The sequence below is a fragment of the Entomomonas sp. E7T21 genome (genome assembly GCF_058693955.1).
This window is the reverse complement of sequence record NZ_CP191672.1, coordinates 3065217-3081642: the sequence shown is the minus strand read 5'-3', so window position 1 is coordinate 3081642 and position 16426 is coordinate 3065217. Positions and strand designations below refer to the sequence as shown.

Genomic DNA, 16426 nt, shown 5'->3' with positions numbered 1-16426 from the left:
GCAGGCCATAATAAAGAACAACTGGGCGCTTATACGTTCCCCCAATTGGAGTTATTTTATAATGAAGCAATTTTAGAGCAAAACAAAGAAATAGCCCGTATTGCAAGGGCTGTAAATATTTCCAGACAAAGCAAAAAAGACTTTACTAAATCCCTCAAAATACTAGAAAGTGACCTTAAAAAATAGGTCACTTTTTTTTAGAATTTTCTAAAAGAATTAACCTTAGCCATTCGTCACAATAGCTATATCTTAACTTACTAAGTAAATAGCTATGTCCCGTGATCTTGAATTTGCTATACGTTTTAAAACTGACGTTAATAACGCTAAAGCCGATATACAAAAAAAAGTTATTGATAGCCTTAAGGGGGTTGGTGATGCCGTTAAACAGGCGAATAGTTCACAACAACAAGCTAACGAGCAAACAGCAAGCAGTACTAAAAAGCTTAATGATGCCATTAAACAAACCACTAGCACTGTAGAAAATGCTAACAGCGCTCAAAAAAAATCAGTAGAGGTTCATAACGAACTACAGCAAACCCTAGAAAAACAGGTTAAAACCGAAAACCAAGCAGCCCAAGCAGCCGAACAAACCGCTAAAAGTTTAGAAACGGTTAATAACCGATTAAGCCAAGTTTCTAGTAACTGGCAACAAACCACAGCTGCCCAAAATGCGGCCATGCGTACCTATCACGCAGCCGCACAAGCAGCCGAACAACAAGCAGCCGCCGAAGCCGCACAAGTTGAAACCGCTAAAAAAACCACAGCCGAAAACGAAAAGAAACAAACCAGCCTACAAAAGTTATTGGGTGCAATAGATAAAACCCAAAAAGCCCTAAATGATCTGGACAAACAAGAACAGGAGCTTATAAAGCATTTTCGAGAAGGTCGCATAGATATTGACGCCTTTAATAATGCTATGGCGAAAATTCAACAGAAACGCAACGCTTTAAGCGGTGTAGCCAGCGACGCGAAAAAGTCTACTAATGAAGTTAATAAGCTTACTAAAGCTGTACGCAGTTTATCTGGTTTATTGGCTACCGCTGTTACGGGTTATAGTCTAGTTAATCTTGGTAAATCAGTTATTGAAACTAACCTTAATTGGCAAAAAACCCAGAATATTTTAACCAGTGCTACAGGTTCTGCCAGTGAAGCAGCCAAACAACTAGATTATGTGCGTACAGTATCTTCTAAATTAAACACAGAACTATTAAGCACTGCCAATAGCTATAGCAAACTTTATGCAGCGGCTAAAGATACCCCCGCCATAGCCAATGAGCTACAACATATTTTCGAGAGTATTAACGAAGTAGGCACAACCTTACAGCTTGCCCCTAGCGACATGACCAGTATTTTAACTAATTTTGAGCGCATGATTAGTACAGGCAAGGTACAGCTTACCGATCTACAACAACTAGCTAACTATATACCGGGTACATTTGATAAAGCCGCGCAAGCTTTAGGCACAAATACAAAGCAACTAAGCGAATGGATTAAAAAAGGTTTAGTACCTGCTTCTGAGTTTTTACCCCGTTTTGCTGACCAGTTACATAATGCCTTTGGCAGTAGCGCGCAAACAGCCGCCGACGGCCTACAAGGTCAACTAACCAGCTTAACGAATGTCTGGACAGAACTTAAACTAGAAGCGGGTAACGCTGGTTTTATTGACTCATTTACTGAAGCTGTAAAAGCGTTAAGGGATGTACTACAAGACCCCGCAGTAAGGGAAGGACTTAACACCCTTATTCAAGCACTAGGCCAAGTAGCTAAAACCACTGTACAGGGTGTAGGAAATGTAACCAATGTTACGCGCTTTTTAGCCGAAGAAATCGCCAGTATAACAGGCGGTATAGCGCCCGATGACATTGTACGAATTGAACAACTTATTAATAACAATAATAGTGAAATTGCCCGCTTACAAAGTGTTTTAGCTAAATATAAAGAGCCAGATTTTCAGCTAGACACCTTAGAACGTTTACTAGGTCGCACCGTAGAAAGTCAAACGGACACCATTAATAAAAATATTGCGGCCATGCAAGAAGCGAACAAAGAACTTATAAAACAGCGTGACGAGTTTTATAACACCGCCTCACAACCACAAATTACTACTACTGAGCCTTTAGACCCATTAATAGCAGCTTATCAAAAAGCAGCCGAACATTTAGCCAGCGTAAGAAAAGAAATAGCAGACGGTAACAAGGATCTGGACGACTCACTAGCTGCTATTCTTTATCAAGATGCGATAGATAATATTCAAAACTATGTTAATGAACAAGAAAGTACTTTTACAGATCGTAATAATACCGTTGATTTATTACAGCAAGATTATTTAACTAATCTGGCTAATTTTTCTACACAAGAACAAGCTTACCGCGAAGAAGAAATAGCCAATACTAAAGAAGCGGTAGAACGTTTAGCCAAAGAACTAGAAAAATACAAAGCTATCTTAAAATCAGCTAGCAGTGCTACCAGTGGCATTGGCAATCGCTCAGCCTTTGTGCCTGATGAAAAGCCCAAGAAAGGCCGCACAGGTAAAACTACCGAACAACGCCAAGCCGAAGAAGCCGAACGCTATGTAAAAGACTTAGAGAAGCAAGCCGCTACTTTAAATATGACCCGTGCAGAGGTGCAACAGTACGAACTAGCCGAAAAAAATCTAACTGGGGAGCATTTAAAACGCGCCCAAGCTGCTTTAGCTATTGTTTCTGCTACTGAAAAAATGGCACAAGCCACCGCTAATGCCCGTACTAATAACACTATGCAAATTGATCTACTAAGGCTTACAGGAAAAGACTTAGACGCTGATCTATTAGAGCTAGAAAACAAGTTTAAACAAACCACCGAACAACTAAAAAAGGATGGCAACGAAGCAGGCATAGCCATTGCTAAAAATTTATTTGATGCAGGCAAAGCCAAAGTTCAACTAGACGCTGTAAAAAATGAAATAAGCAAAGCATTTACTAACCAAAACCTACAAGAGCAAAGCATACAAGCTCAAGTAACAGCGGGCTTAATTACTCAGTACCAAGGCCAAAAGCGTATAACTGAACTACACAAGCAAACCGCGTCTATAGTAAAAAGTTATCTGCCTGCTTTAGAAAAAGCAGCACAAATGCCGGGGGCAATGGGTGAACAGGCTAAACAATATTTAACCGATATTAATAACCAGTTACTCGTATTACAAACCACGACTAGTGAAGTACAAAACGCTTTGAGAAATGGTTTGCAAGACGGTATACAGTCCAGTATAGAGGGCTTACGTCAACAAACCATGAATTTACAAGAAGCCTTTTTAAATATCTTTGAGAGTATTGGCAGTAGTATTCTAAATTACTTTGTACAAACACTAGCCCAAAATGCAGCCACTGAAATAACAGGGGCTTTAAGTGGTTTAGGTAGTTTTTTTGGTCTTGGTGGTATGGAAACAACAGAAACCGACCCACAAGCCTTAGCAATTAGCACAGCGTCACAAGAAGGCGCTTTAGCTATGCAAATGGGCATTGAACAAGGGTCAATAGTAGCCGCGCAAACGATTAGCGCAGCCGTTAGCAGCTTAGGCGCAATGCAAGCCAGCAACGAAGCGGGATTATTTGGGAATGTAGCCCAAAATGCTACAGAAGCAGTAACCGCTATTAACACTGTAACAGCCGCCAAAACTGCCTCAGATGCTACTGTTACTGCCTCAGCAGCTAGCGCAGCGGCTACTACTACTGCAACCAATACCGCAGCCGCAGCCGCTTCTACGGCAGCGTGGGCACCAGCAGCAGCCACAGCTTCTACTGCTTCTTTTGGTAGTGCTGCGGCCATTGGTTTAGCTGCTTTAATGGCTGTAATGACAGCCGTTAAAGCTTTTAAAGATGGCGGCCATGTACAAGGTGCTGGCACTGGCAAAAGTGACTCTATCCCTGCTTGGTTATCCGATGATGAATTTGTTATTCAGTCGGATGTAGTAAGACAGCCGGGAATGCTACCCTTTTTAAATAGTTTAAACCGCAATGGATTAGCCGCTATACCAAGGGTTAAACATGCTACAGGCGGCTTGGCGGGTGTGCCTGCCCCGAATGTAGATGTACCCGCTTACATGGGCGTAGAGCCTGCCGAGAATATAAACAATAACAGTGCTACCGTAAACAATAGCCAAAGCTTTGTATTTCTACGCGACCCAAAAGAGATACCCAACGCTATTAACTCAAGTAGCGGCCGTGAGGCTATTGTTACTGTTATGAAAGAAAACCCAGAAGAATTTAAAAGCGCATTGCAACTAGGATAAAGGTTAAAAATATGGCATTTCAAACAGGCACAGCAACAGACAGCACACAACTAGCCCACTATGAGCTATTGCAAATTATCCACGACTTAGCCACTGCTAATGGCTGGCAGGCGGTACGCTATGACACCACGATAGATAATAGAGAACTGATCTTAAAAGGCACGGGCTACAGTGGCGACGATGAAATATACCTTTGTTTCTACTGTTATCAAAATGCTAATAGTGATTATTATAATTTGGCTGTAGGTACTGCCCTTGGCTATGTGCCTAGTAATACTATTACTACCCAGCCTAATGTTATTTTTAGTGGTGTTCCCGCTCATAATCAAAGTATTCAATATTGGTTATCAGTTAACCCACAACGCATAGCGGGTGTATTGGCTGTAGGCGGTAATACAGTTTATGAATCGTTCTACGTGGGCAAATACAATGCCCTTGAATACCCCCACAAGTACCCACAGCCTTTAGTGTGTATTGGTATGTTAGAGGGTGCAGCAGCTACCCGCTTTTCTGATACCTATCATGGCATAGGCTTTAAGGGCTACCGTACAACAAGTAGCCCCAACTATACCTACCGTAATTTAAAAATGTTTATGAATGGAGCATGGTTAATGCCTGAATGCTGGCCTTGGAATAATAGCTATATTTGCGGTACAGCCAGTAACGTTAATAGTACTCATTTTAGAGATACAGAGGGAACTTATACCTTACAACAAATAGAGCTAACCGACACTACTAATGGCAATTACGGTGTATTAGACGGTGTAGCCCATATCACAGGTTTTAATAATGTAGTAACCAATACTGTAACCGTTGGCGCTGATGAATGGATTATCTTTCAAGACGTATGGCGCACGGGTGCGAATGATTATTTTGCAATGAGGGCTAATTAAATGCCATTTGTAGCTGGAAGTGCTAACAATGTAAACGAAGTATTAAGCGCCTTACAAAATGCCTGTACAGCTAATGGCTGGACGTTGGCAAGCGGTATCTTAAGCAAGGGCGACTGTTACGCTAAACCCTTTATTAATGACGGTACTATAGCGCTATTAGTGGGTACTGGTCAAAGCGGTACTACTATTATCAATACGCCAGTTGTAGAAGCTAACCCTTATTATGTGCCAGGCTATCCTAATCTTTGGACTTCTTTGTCAGGCATTAATAATGCTATACCTTACCCATTAACTTATTTTATACACGTGATGGAAAACCCTAACGAGGTTTATCTATTTATTAACCATAGTGTAGAAAGTTGGAGCTATATAGCTTTTGGTCAATCGCCTATTGAAAACTTAGCGGGTACGGGCATTTGGTATGGTGGCACTGGTATTGGTAAAAATATTTTAGCCAGTGGTGATATAAGCAATAGCGGTGCTAATGGTCATATAAGCTGTGCTTTATTTAACTATGTTGCACAGGGCGGCACTTCTGGCAATGGTAATCAAACTATAAAATGCCTCTTTCATCATGGTGTTAATGATCTTCCTACTGAGTGGTCAGGAGCTGGTACAGATGGTATTGGTTCAGCGACTACAACTTCTTGGTCTGGTATGCCAAGCCAAGCAAACGCCACTTTAACACTAATGCCCTTACTTACTAGAGAGCCTAGCACATGGAATAGCGGCGCAGGCTTACACCCTATACAGCCGTCTATTATTAGACCTGATAATAGGCGTTCTATTGTAGGCGTTATAGGCCATGCCCGTTATGCTCGTATCGATAATATAAATCCCGGTGAGATCGTCACCCTAGGCTACGAGAAATGGCGCTTTTACCCTTGGTTAAGAAAAAATATAGCAGATCGCAACGCTACCAGCAGTGATAAAACGCATAGTGGCACGTATGGTGTAGCTATTCGTTATGATGGGGATTAAGTACATGGCTAAAACTGGTCAACTACTACCCACCGCTATTGGCACTGCAAGCCCTAATATTGTTAAGTACCCAGAGCAAGGCGGCTGGTTTCCTTATAGTACCAATATTATTAATAGCTTAGGGGCTGGCAAGGTTAAACGCGGTAATAACCAGCCAGCAGGCCGAGCTATTAAAGGCCAGTTATTGCCCTGCTATTTTAATGATTTTTATTTTAGAGTGCATATAGTACCCACCAGCTTAGACTTGGGTAATATTGTTAGCAGCCAAGAACATGATATTTATCTTTGGAATGCTTACTTTACTAGTAAACGACTAACCGCTATTAGCGGACTTACTGAAGGTATGGTATTAGATGGACAGACTGCGCCCTATACTTTTACGCCATTACAAGAGAAATACTACAAGCTTACTATTACGCCAGATGGTGCGCCCAATATTGATAATAATATTAGTTGGGTATTTGACAGCGAAAGCCCTAGCATACATATAACAGGTAATAGAGTAACCGCTTTTACTTTCCGTGCTGATTGGTCGGACGGTGTAACCGAGCGCTTAGAATGGTCAACCGATATTTTAACCAGTGAAAGTGGCGTAGAACAGCGTAGCGCCTTGTATTTAACACCACGCCGCTATTTTAAAACTGATTTTATTTTGCACCAAAAAGAACGCCAGTTATTTAACAATATGATGAGCTGGTCCGCAAAAAATTGGGCTATTCCGTTATGGCCATATATTCAAATAAGTAAACAGCCACTTACAACAGGCGATAGCTTTATAAGCTGTACTACTGAACACATGGACTTTTTAGAAAATGGTCTAGCTATATTATGGCGCGACCCTTTCACTTATGAGATCGTCGAAATTACCACCATTACTAATGATGGTTTAAACCTACGTAGACCCTTATTAAATGATTGGGCGCGTGGTACGCGTATTTATCCGCTAAGAGTTGCACGGTTTAATAGTACACCGCAGCTAGTACGCAAAACCGACAACTTACAAACCGTTAATATTGAATTTCAACTAGCCGAAACTAGCCCATATACAGCTATAGCACCTACTGCTAGTTATTTAAATTATCCAGTGTTTGAGCTACGACCCGAAGAAAGCGAGGATTTAACAAACGAATATCAACGCTTATTAATTACTTTAGATAATAAGATGGCATTACCCCTAGTCACTGATACTAGCGGCTTTAGCTTCTTAATACAGTCTTATAAATGGCAAGCGTTAGGCCGTGAAGATCGCGCCAGCTATAAAAGCTTACTGTACTATTTAAAAGGCCGCCAAAAAGCTATCTGGATACCTAGCCACGCAGACGACTTAACGGTAGTAGCCCGAATAGCTGCTACTGAACCACTTATAACTATTACTGAATGTGGCTATAGCCGTTATGCGGTTAATGATACCGATAAACAGCACATAGCTATTTATCTCTGTAGCGGTGAGGTGTTTTATCGTCAGATCACTAACGCAGCCGTATTAAATGACGGTACGGAACAATTAACCCTTGATAGTTCTCTAGGGCAAATAATCGAACCTAAGCAGATTATGCGCGTTTGTTTTATGCGCTTGTGTCGCTTAAATAGTGATCGTGTCGAAATAGATCACATGACCGATAGCGAGGGCGTGGCCGCTTCAAAAATTACATTTAAAAGGGTTAGAGATAATGAGTTATGAAACTATCGAAAATTCATTAGCAGACCGTGAGCCTATACGCTGTTATAAGTTCAGTAGAGGCGCTTTAACATGGTTATATAATACTAGTTCAGAAGCCATAACCCGTAATAATATGCGGTTCTTAGCTTTAACGGGTGGTATTAGTGATAGTGGTATTATTCGTAGTAACGGTAGCCAAACGGATAATTTTACAGTGATCGCCCCAGCTACTATTGCCATAGCTAAACTATATAATGAGCAAGCGCCTAGCAATCGCATATATTTAACCGTCTATAACGCCCACCGAAACACAGAAAAATTAATACAGTGTTGGTATGGAGCTATTAATGGTATTAACAACTCAGAAATAGACCAAGTGAAAATAATCTGCACCCCTAATGCTTCACTAGCTAATAAACCGGGGGCTACCCAAGTTTATGCTAGGCAATGTGACGCGGTCATTTATGATACAAAATGCAAAGTAAATAAAGAGCTATACCGCGTAAATGGCACAGTACAACAGATTAGCACTAGTAGTATTCAAGTAATACAGGCCGCCAACTATCCTGATGGCTGGTTTAATGGTGGTTTTATTCAATTTGATGTGGGTAGTGGCGAACTAGACCGACGTTATATTGAAAATCACCAAGGCGCAACGCTTATTGTTTGGGGCGGAGGCGTTAATTTAAACCTAGGCCAAGCTATTAACCTTTTCCCCGGTTGCAACCAAGCAACCAGCACATGCCAAAACAAATTCGATAATTTATTAAATATGCAAGCCTGCCCCCATATACAAGGGCGCTCAATCTTTGACGGTAATCCAGTCTGGTAAGGAGTTTATTATTATGTGGTCATTAATAGCTGTAGCGGTAATGGTGGTAATTTCCTTATTTAACCGCCCTAAAACCCCTAAACAAAAGCCGCAAGCCTTTAATAGTGAAGCGTTCCCAAAGTGTGACGATGGCACACCTAAGTCTATAGCCTTTGGTCAAGTATTGACTAAGGATTTTATTATATTGGGTACTGGCGGCTTTAGAACTAAAGCCATTAAAACTAAAGGCAGTAAAAAGGGTTAATACGATGATTATCACTATACAGCACTTAAGAAGTACAAGCACTTGGACGGCCAAAAGTGGTTACTGTGCTACTGCTAGCAGGGCATTTTTTAAGCGTCATGGCCTCGACTGGGCAGACTTTGTAGCGAATGGTATCGAAGAAGAAAAGCTACTTGCTACAAATAATGCTTTAGCCATTAATTTAGTAGAGTTCGCCCGTAACCAAGCCCCCAGTCAAAGTAACCAAGCATTAACCGAAGCAGTGGCGGAGTATAAATAATGGGCGGTAAATCTAAAAAGCAAGTTATAGGCTATTGGTATGGGGCAACTATGCACATGGGCGTTGGTTTAGCGTCTGATGAAATTTATCTAATTAAGGTAGGTGGTAAAACCGCATGGAGTGGTTCAATTAAAACTAATTCAACGGTGAGCATTAATAACCCTAATTTATTTGGTGGTGAAAAGGCCGAGGGCGGTATAGTTGGCACGTTATCTGCCTTATTTGGTGGTGCAGATCAACCGCGCCATAGCTTATTAGCGGCTACTTTTGGTGCAGCTATTCCAGCGTTTAGGGGCTTTGTTAGTTTAGTGTTTGATGGCTGGCTTTGTGCAATGAACCCTTATCCTAAAACATGGGAGATAGGCCACAGACGCATATTTGCTAAATGGCCTAATGAAAACCCTTGGTATCCTGAAAAAGCGCTTATTAGCTTAGCTAATGGCCAAATACACGCCATGAACCCAGCCCACATGCTGTATGAAAGTTATATTAGTGATAGTTGGGGCGCAGGCGAAGCACGCGCCACTATGGATGATACTGCTTTTAAAGCGGCTGCTGATACCCTTTATAATGAGGGCTTTGGTTTATGCATTGAATGGAAAATAACTGACGAGCTAGCCAAGTTTAGGGATACGATCTGCGACCATATAGGGGCTAGATTAGATACCCACCCACTAACTGGGCTTACTACTATTACTTTAATTAGGGATAATTATAATTTAGACGAATTGCCCGTATTTACCGAAGATACGGGGCTACTAGAACTTAAGTTCGATAGCTCGAATAATACCGAAGTACCCAGCCAAGTTATTGTAAAATATACCGACGCTATCACTTTTGCGGAATGTTCAGTAATGGCTAACAATCCAGCTATTGCCCAAGCCCAAGGTGGCCGCAGTGTTGAAACCGTAGACTATTTAGCGACACCAACGGGCGAGCTTGCCACCCGTTTAGCTTATCGTGATCTTAAAGCTAAAAATAGCAGTTTAAAGCGCTGCACCATTAAACTAGACCGCAGAGCCAGTGGCATTGTTAATGGTCAACCCTTTAGAATTAAAACCCTTAAACGTGTCAATAATATAGATATTGTGGTTCGTGCGGAAAAGATAACAGAAAAATTTATTACAGACGGTGCTATTACTATGTCCTGCTTACAGGATGTATGGGGCTTACCAAAAATAGCATTTAACCCAACCCCAGAGAACCCCGGCCAAGAGCAACCACTACCACCAGCGCCAATAACTAAACGCTTATTAATAGAAGCGCCTTATAGGGAGTTAGCCGGGGTGATCGACCCAGCCAACTTGCAACTGGTAGACAATACAGCCGCTTTTTATTTTGTGGTGGCTGATAGTCCTAATAATTCATGTAGAAGCTATAACTTACTTTCACGGGTGAAAGGGGCTACTAGTTTTAACCAAGTAGACGACTTGGGCGCGTGGTGTCCTACCGCTACTTTAGCCACTGATATTGATTACTTAACTAAAACTATAAGCATTGATGACTATTCACTATTAGAAGATGTAGAAATAGGTACAGCCGCTATTATTAATAGTGAAATAGTACGTATTGACGGTATAGACCTTGTTAATAAACAACTATTAATAGCTCGCGGTTGTGCTGATACTGTACCCATTAAGCATAATAAGGCGGCTGTTATTTGGTTCTACGATGGTTACGAAACTATAGACCCAGCAGAATATAATACAGGTTTAATAGTAGAAGCTAAGCTATTAAGTAATACAGGCACTGAGCAACTAGAAGAAAGCGCAGCACCACTTGAAACTATCACACTACAAAGCCGCCAAGCTAAGCCATACCCACCCGCAAACGTTAAAATTAATGGTATCAGCTATCCATCCTCAGTAACTACTAATCCTATTAATATTAGTTGGGTAGAAAGAAACCGTTTATTACAAGCAGATCAATTAATCGATACAACGGTAGGCGATATTGCAGCCGAAGACGGCACAACTTATAACTTACGGGCGTATTTTAATAATGAACTTATGATAAGCGAAACGGGCATAACAGCTAATAATTATAATCTTACCGTTATTGGTGGCATTAATGATGTATCTGTATTAGTGCTAGATAATGAAATAGATAAAACTGGCCGACTTTGGACTATCTCAGGTAATGCTAGTTTTGATACTACTGATTATAAAGTAGGTAATGCTAGCTTAAAATTAGCTGGCAATGCTTGGCTACAAACTACTAATACCGCCGCTTTTGCTTTTGGTTTAAATGATTTTACTATTGAGGCATGGGTAAAATTAAGCACTACAAATGGTAGAGACCGTATAGTAATAGATAACTTTTATAATATTTCAGGGGTTAGAAGTTATCAGATGAATATAGGCAGTACAGGGCAGCTTAATTTCTACTCTTATAATAATGGCGGTTCTTATGTACGTGGTACTAGTAATTTAGTTAATGGCGAATGGCACCATATCGCAGTAACTCGAGCTAATGGTGTTTTAAGGCTGTTTGTTGATGGTCGATTAGAAACAACCGCGAATAATAATGTGAATTATGACGCTATTACTAATATTACAGCAATTGGCGCGCAAGTGAATAACCGTAATGTAAATTATGATTTTAGCGGTAATATTGACCAAGTTCGAGTGACTAAAGGATTAGCGCGCTTTACTGCTAATTTTACGCCAACTACTGAACCTTACGACATTGAAAGCAGCGTAAGTGGTTCTATACGGGTTGAACTTGAAGCGGTGCGTGATGGTTTAACAAGCTATCAGGCACATAATATAACTTTTAACTATAACTAAAGGAGATAAACAACTAGAGAGAATAGGCACTTACTTAACGTGCTGTAACACATTAAGTAAGTTGCTAAGCAGAACCAGCCTGCAAAGCTGCCTAAACCCCCTAGGGGCGTAAAGGCTAACATAAACTTTTATATTATGAAAAGGTTTTGCAGTCATGAAAATACTAGACTTTCGTAGTGAGTGTAACTACTTACTAGCTAAAGTTAAACTGGCTAATAATGCTGTAAGTACTGAGATTAAATGCCGCAAGTGTAAGCAAGTACAAACTAACATTATTAGCCACAATACTAACGAAATTAGGTGTAATCATTGCGACCATTTATTAGCTATAGCTAAAAGCAATAACGACTTTACCCAGCTATCTATTAAATGCCGTATAAGTAAATCAATTAATAACTTAATCTTACAGGCAAACTAGCCTAATCAGTACGAGCGCTCAAAGTGCCAGAGATCGCAGTAATGGCACGAAAACCCAACCACCACCCAAAAGCGCCAGGTATCTTTAAAGCGCCAATAACCCAACAAATAGACTATATAAAAGGTACAGAAGCAATAGCAGGCTTTGGTAATAAAGACTTTTATGTAGCTATTATTCCTTCAAAATTAGCCCGTGAAATTATTATAGCTAACCACTATTCAAAGCGAATAGTTAATAACTCTTATATTCATTTAGGCGTATATGTAGATGGCATAATGCGTGGCGTACTACAGTTCGGCTATATGTTAAACCAAACAAAATACGGCTTAGAAAAGATAGTAACAGGCACTAAACAAGGTGACTATTTAGAGCTTAATAGAATGTGGTTAGATGACATAGCCCCAAGGAACAGCGAAAGTAAGGCCATAAGCTATGCTATTAAGTACATTAAAAAAGCCTGCCCTATGGTTGGTTGGATACAATCATTCGCAGATGAACGCTGCGGCTGTTTAGGCGTAGTATATCAAGCGGCAAACTTCTTATACTTTGGTCATCATAAGACACACTTTTATGAGCTTAATGGTGAAACTTATCACTCTATGCTATTAAGTGTACGCAAAGCTAACCCTTGCCCAAGGGATAAGCATTTAATGGATAACCTATCTAAAGCAAAGCGGCAATCGCTAACACAATTTAGATACATTTACTTTATTAAAAGATCATGGATAGCACGTTGCAAAGTAAAACCGCTACCATATCCAAAACCAAACCAACCACTACCCAGTAGGTCAATAAAAGTAAATAGACTAAAAAAGCCCAGCTAAAAACTGGGCTTAATGCTAAAATTTGAAAAAGATTTGCATATAGTGAAAAAGTAGTTAAGCTTTAAATATGAAAGAAAAACCGTTCAAATATGAAACCGCGCTACAGAAAGAGCAAAAACAGCATGGAAATTAATAAATGATAATAGATTCAAAAAATAATATTATTTGGAGGTATTTAGATGAATACAAAGATAGTATGCAATCAACATATTTGGTTTACAGTAAGTCTGATTTATGAAATGGATATAAATAATCAAAAAATAACAAATGACGGCAGTTGGGAGGAAAGTATACTTCTTATTGATGCGTTGTCATCAGAAGATGCTATAGAAAAGGCTATTTTACTTGGTAAAAAGAAAGAAATTGAATACTCCAATAGTTATAACGAGCATTGCCAATGGCGTTTTATTGGTGTAGCGAATTGCTATCAAATACTTGATGAAGAGATTGGTGAAGGATGTGAAGTTTTTTCTCGATTTTTACGTCCAGAAGAAGGCAAAAGCTTGTTAACACCGTTTGAGAGTTAAAGCTTCAGTTATTAATGCCATTATTTATGGATATTTTATTACCCCCTATTAATAACTAGGGGGTATCTTATAACTATTTATGGTGATTTATGATCTTAAAAGATAATCAGCAAAAAATACAATATGAGAAAGTAATGGATTTTTATAACAAAGATAATATTCAGTTATCCATATGAATTATTTGAGCAATTAGCAAATAAAGGCGTTCCAGAAGCTTGTGAAATGCTTAGCTTTATTTATAGAGTAGATGAACCTTTCAAGGATAGTTTGCAATCATCCCAATGGAATGATAAGTATCTATTTTTTTTAAAGAAATATTCCGATGATGGTAATTTGGAAGCTACATTGGAGTTAGGGCGAGCATATCAGTATGGTTCATGTATAGGAATTAATAATAAAAAGGCGGTTGCTCTAATTACTAAAGCGGCTGAGGGCGGGCTTGATGAAGCTCAATTTCATTTACAAGGGCTATATAGATATGGTTGGGCAGGTTTAGCAAAAGATTATGAGAAAGTGTCATATTGGCTAGATAAAGCAGCTGCACAAGAACATTTAGAAGCGTTATATCAGAAAGGATTGGATTTATTAGTATTAGATAGTAATCGTTCTAAAGGAATAAACTATATAAAAAGATCTGCTGACTTAGGCTTTTGGGTAGCTATAGAGTATTTAGATAGTTTTAGAAAGTAAATTGATACAATATTACAGTATTTAAGAGGATGAGTTCAGAGTTACCTTTTAGTGTTTAATGGAATATCAAATACTTTTGGGTATAAAATATAAAAAAATACCCAATAAATAATATGTTTAGAGAAAATAACGATTGATAACTAATTTAATTAAATTCAAAAAAGGAATATTTGTTATATTATTGGTGATTATGATTTCATGCTCTGCCTATGCTCAGAAATCAACAGTTATACCTACCAATAGTTATGCATTAGAACTTTTAGATAAGAGATACCTAGAAGAAAATAATGAGATAGGAGAGAAGGAGTTAGTTAGTTCTAAAGTAATGGCATTAGATTTAGCCGAAATTTATATAAAAAACTATTATGGAGAGAAAGTTGCTAATGAGCAAAAACCTTATCTTATAGCAGATAATCAAAATGAATGGATAATAACGGGCCAGATTTTACAACAACCAATTCTTACTGCAGGTGGTACATTTTTAATAGTAATTTCTAAAACTGATGGTAAAGTTATTGGGTTAATGCACGATCGATAAACTATAGTTATCCTAGATAATTTTCTAGGATAACTAAGTTTAGTTTAGCAAGTTACTGAAATTATAATTACTCTTATGATAATTGAACTGCCAAGAATAAAGTCAATGGGAGAAAAACAGATGTTAAATAAATTACTAATCAGTATATTACTGTTTTGTACAATTAATATTTGTAATGGAGAGGGAGAATGTGAAAATTATAATAATAAAAATTACAGGAGTTTAATTCCTTCAATAGAAATTGATTTTAATAATTATAATGTGGTATTAGCTGTTGAAAATACTTCTGATGATTTTATTATAATTGATGATCCTTTTGGTTATAACAGAGATGAGCTTGAGAATATACCAGTAAATAATGTTTATTCTACTAGTCGGTTAGGAAGAGTATATCCTTTAGGCTTTCATGTTTATATAAAAGATACTACTACACAAGAAGTAAAAAATTATTCTAGAGTATCTATTAATATGTCAGTGATATCTACCATACAACCTTTTGTAACAAAACCATATGCAAAGTATCAATTAGAGTTTAATTTGGAAGATTTAAGAGACAGTAAAACAGGGAGAGTAGTCACAGATAAAGATTTAAAAAATAAATTAATTAAGGCTTGTTTTACAATAGGTGTACCACATAAAGATGGTTACAGAATAGGTGTAGTTAGTAAAGAGACAGCTTGGATATTATTAAAGTAAAAATAGGCAATTTAATTGCTTATATAAAATCTGAGTTTCTTTATGTCTAAATAATAAACATAATATAAATAATTTTACTTCATCCTTTTAAGGATAAGCGAGCATGAAAATTAAAATTTTTATTATCTATGCTGTTATTGTATTAAATTTAATAAACCTATGTTTTGCAGAAGCATTATTACCAGAAGTTAAAAAAAGCTTAGAAATTCCTAATATAAATTTAAATAAAATAGATCAAAATGCATTTGTTGGTTTAGTAGCTATAGATGCGCCAATAAATATGAATCCACAGGAAATAGAAAAGGAAATAATATTATAAGAGATTTAAGCCATTTAGTTCCTAATAGAAATGTTAGAGGGTATCAAGGCTTTGGTTTTAGTAATATGATTTGGGGGGGGATTCAAGAATAGGTTGGGGAAAAACTTATAAAAATGGAGTACAACAATGACTCGAAAAACATTTCAAACTTTTATCTACACTTCGCTAATATTATTAATACTAAGTTTATTTATGTTAAGTGGGGTGTTTTTTGTGGCTATTTTTTTATCATCACTATATATTTTGATAGGTAATATTATTGTAAAATATTGCAATAAATTGAGTGAAGCTGCTTTGGGGGTAGTTGTTGCATTGTCTTGTGCTTTTTCACCCTTTCTTTTATATTTGTTAATGCCTATTTTACATCCATTAAAATTTTGATTTTTATAATTAATTAAAATAATATTTAAATAACTTTTCTATAGTTATTTTAAATTGAGAAGTAAATATGTATAAAAACTTCTCAATTTTTAATGATGTTTTTAATCT

Annotated in this window: 14 protein-coding genes; all 14 read left to right on the top strand. The window is 38.1% G+C overall.

Features of this window, described 5'->3' with window-relative positions:
• The first annotated feature begins 271 nt into the window (after positions 1–271).
• The 14 genes from ACQVD9_RS14610 (at position 272) to ACQVD9_RS14545 (ending at position 15937) form a co-directional block, all read left to right on the top strand.
• Positions 272–4267, top strand: coding sequence for a tape measure protein (locus tag ACQVD9_RS14610; protein ID WP_264746656.1), 3996 nt, complete (start codon positions 272–274; stop codon positions 4265–4267).
• 11 nt (positions 4268–4278) lie between these two features.
• Positions 4279–5160, top strand: coding sequence for a hypothetical protein (locus tag ACQVD9_RS14605; RefSeq protein ID WP_264746655.1), 882 nt, complete (start codon positions 4279–4281; stop codon positions 5158–5160).
• On the top strand, positions 5161–6141 hold the full coding sequence (locus ACQVD9_RS14600) for a hypothetical protein (RefSeq protein ID WP_264746654.1): 981 nt from the start codon (positions 5161–5163) through the stop codon (positions 6139–6141). It abuts the gene before it with no gap.
• 4 nt (positions 6142–6145) lie between these two features.
• Entirely contained in the window at positions 6146–7822 is a 1677-nt protein-coding gene (locus ACQVD9_RS14595) for a hypothetical protein (RefSeq protein ID WP_264746653.1), read from the top strand.
• On the top strand, positions 7812–8633 hold the full coding sequence (locus ACQVD9_RS14590; RefSeq protein WP_264746652.1) for a phage/gene transfer agent baseplate hub protein: 822 nt from the start codon (positions 7812–7814) through the stop codon (positions 8631–8633). Before ACQVD9_RS14595 ends, ACQVD9_RS14590 begins: the two co-directional genes overlap by 11 nt.
• A 13-nt stretch (positions 8634–8646) precedes the next feature.
• Complete coding sequence (locus ACQVD9_RS14585; protein ID WP_264746651.1) at positions 8647–8877, top strand: hypothetical protein; 231 nt, start codon at positions 8647–8649, stop codon at positions 8875–8877.
• 4 nt (positions 8878–8881) lie between these two features.
• Positions 8882–9136, top strand: coding sequence for a hypothetical protein (locus ACQVD9_RS14580; RefSeq protein ID WP_264746650.1), 255 nt, complete (start codon positions 8882–8884; stop codon positions 9134–9136).
• The gene (locus tag ACQVD9_RS14575; protein WP_264746649.1) at positions 9136–11925 is read left to right on the top strand and encodes a LamG domain-containing protein; all 2790 of its coding nucleotides are present in this window, start codon (positions 9136–9138) and stop codon (positions 11923–11925) included. Before ACQVD9_RS14580 ends, ACQVD9_RS14575 begins: the two co-directional genes overlap by 1 nt.
• 441 nt (positions 11926–12366) lie before the next feature.
• Positions 12367–13167, top strand: coding sequence for a Mom family adenine methylcarbamoylation protein (locus ACQVD9_RS14570; RefSeq protein WP_264746648.1), 801 nt, complete (start codon positions 12367–12369; stop codon positions 13165–13167).
• Positions 13168–13346: 179 nt separating this feature from the next.
• Positions 13347–13694: a DUF4288 domain-containing protein gene (locus ACQVD9_RS14565; RefSeq protein ID WP_264746647.1), complete on the top strand. Its 348-nt coding sequence runs from the start codon at positions 13347–13349 to the stop codon at positions 13692–13694.
• A gap of 222 nt (positions 13695–13916) precedes the next feature.
• Positions 13917–14384 (top strand): tetratricopeptide repeat protein, encoded by a 468-nt coding sequence (locus tag ACQVD9_RS14560; RefSeq protein ID WP_264746646.1) that lies wholly within the window; start codon positions 13917–13919, stop codon positions 14382–14384.
• 190 nt (positions 14385–14574) lie between these two features.
• The gene (locus ACQVD9_RS14555; RefSeq protein WP_264746645.1) at positions 14575–14922 is read left to right on the top strand and encodes a YbbC/YhhH family protein; all 348 of its coding nucleotides are present in this window, start codon (positions 14575–14577) and stop codon (positions 14920–14922) included.
• 120 nt (positions 14923–15042) lie between these two features.
• Complete coding sequence (locus tag ACQVD9_RS14550) at positions 15043–15618, top strand: hypothetical protein (RefSeq protein WP_264746644.1); 576 nt, start codon at positions 15043–15045, stop codon at positions 15616–15618.
• A 103-nt stretch (positions 15619–15721) separates the two neighbouring features.
• Positions 15722–15937, top strand: coding sequence for a hypothetical protein (locus tag ACQVD9_RS14545; RefSeq protein ID WP_264746643.1), 216 nt, complete (start codon positions 15722–15724; stop codon positions 15935–15937).
• The last annotated feature ends 489 nt before the right edge of the window (positions 15938–16426 follow it).

What these genes read in the sequence shown, in the direction of transcription:
- ACQVD9_RS14585 (WP_264746651.1), top strand. Translation starts at nt 8,647, where the DNA reads ATGTGGTCATTAATAGCTGTAGCGGTAATGGTGGTAATTTCCTTATTT.
- ACQVD9_RS14600 (WP_264746654.1), top strand. Translation starts at nt 5,161, where the DNA reads ATGCCATTTGTAGCTGGAAGTGCTAACAATGTAAACGAAGTATTAAGC.
- ACQVD9_RS14610 (WP_264746656.1), top strand. Translation starts at nt 272, where the DNA reads ATGTCCCGTGATCTTGAATTTGCTATACGTTTTAAAACTGACGTTAAT.
- ACQVD9_RS14605 (WP_264746655.1), top strand. Translation starts at nt 4,279, where the DNA reads ATGGCATTTCAAACAGGCACAGCAACAGACAGCACACAACTAGCCCAC.
- ACQVD9_RS14560 (WP_264746646.1), top strand. Translation starts at nt 13,917, where the DNA reads ATGCTTAGCTTTATTTATAGAGTAGATGAACCTTTCAAGGATAGTTTG.
- ACQVD9_RS14580 (WP_264746650.1), top strand. Translation starts at nt 8,882, where the DNA reads ATGATTATCACTATACAGCACTTAAGAAGTACAAGCACTTGGACGGCC.
- ACQVD9_RS14575 (WP_264746649.1), top strand. Translation starts at nt 9,136, where the DNA reads ATGGGCGGTAAATCTAAAAAGCAAGTTATAGGCTATTGGTATGGGGCA.
- ACQVD9_RS14595 (WP_264746653.1), top strand. Translation starts at nt 6,146, where the DNA reads ATGGCTAAAACTGGTCAACTACTACCCACCGCTATTGGCACTGCAAGC.
- ACQVD9_RS14545 (WP_264746643.1), top strand. Translation starts at nt 15,722, where the DNA reads ATGAAAATTAAAATTTTTATTATCTATGCTGTTATTGTATTAAATTTA.
- ACQVD9_RS14550 (WP_264746644.1), top strand. Translation starts at nt 15,043, where the DNA reads ATGTTAAATAAATTACTAATCAGTATATTACTGTTTTGTACAATTAAT.
- ACQVD9_RS14565 (WP_264746647.1), top strand. Translation starts at nt 13,347, where the DNA reads ATGAATACAAAGATAGTATGCAATCAACATATTTGGTTTACAGTAAGT.
- ACQVD9_RS14590 (WP_264746652.1), top strand. Translation starts at nt 7,812, where the DNA reads ATGAGTTATGAAACTATCGAAAATTCATTAGCAGACCGTGAGCCTATA.
- ACQVD9_RS14555 (WP_264746645.1), top strand. Translation starts at nt 14,575, where the DNA reads ATGATTTCATGCTCTGCCTATGCTCAGAAATCAACAGTTATACCTACC.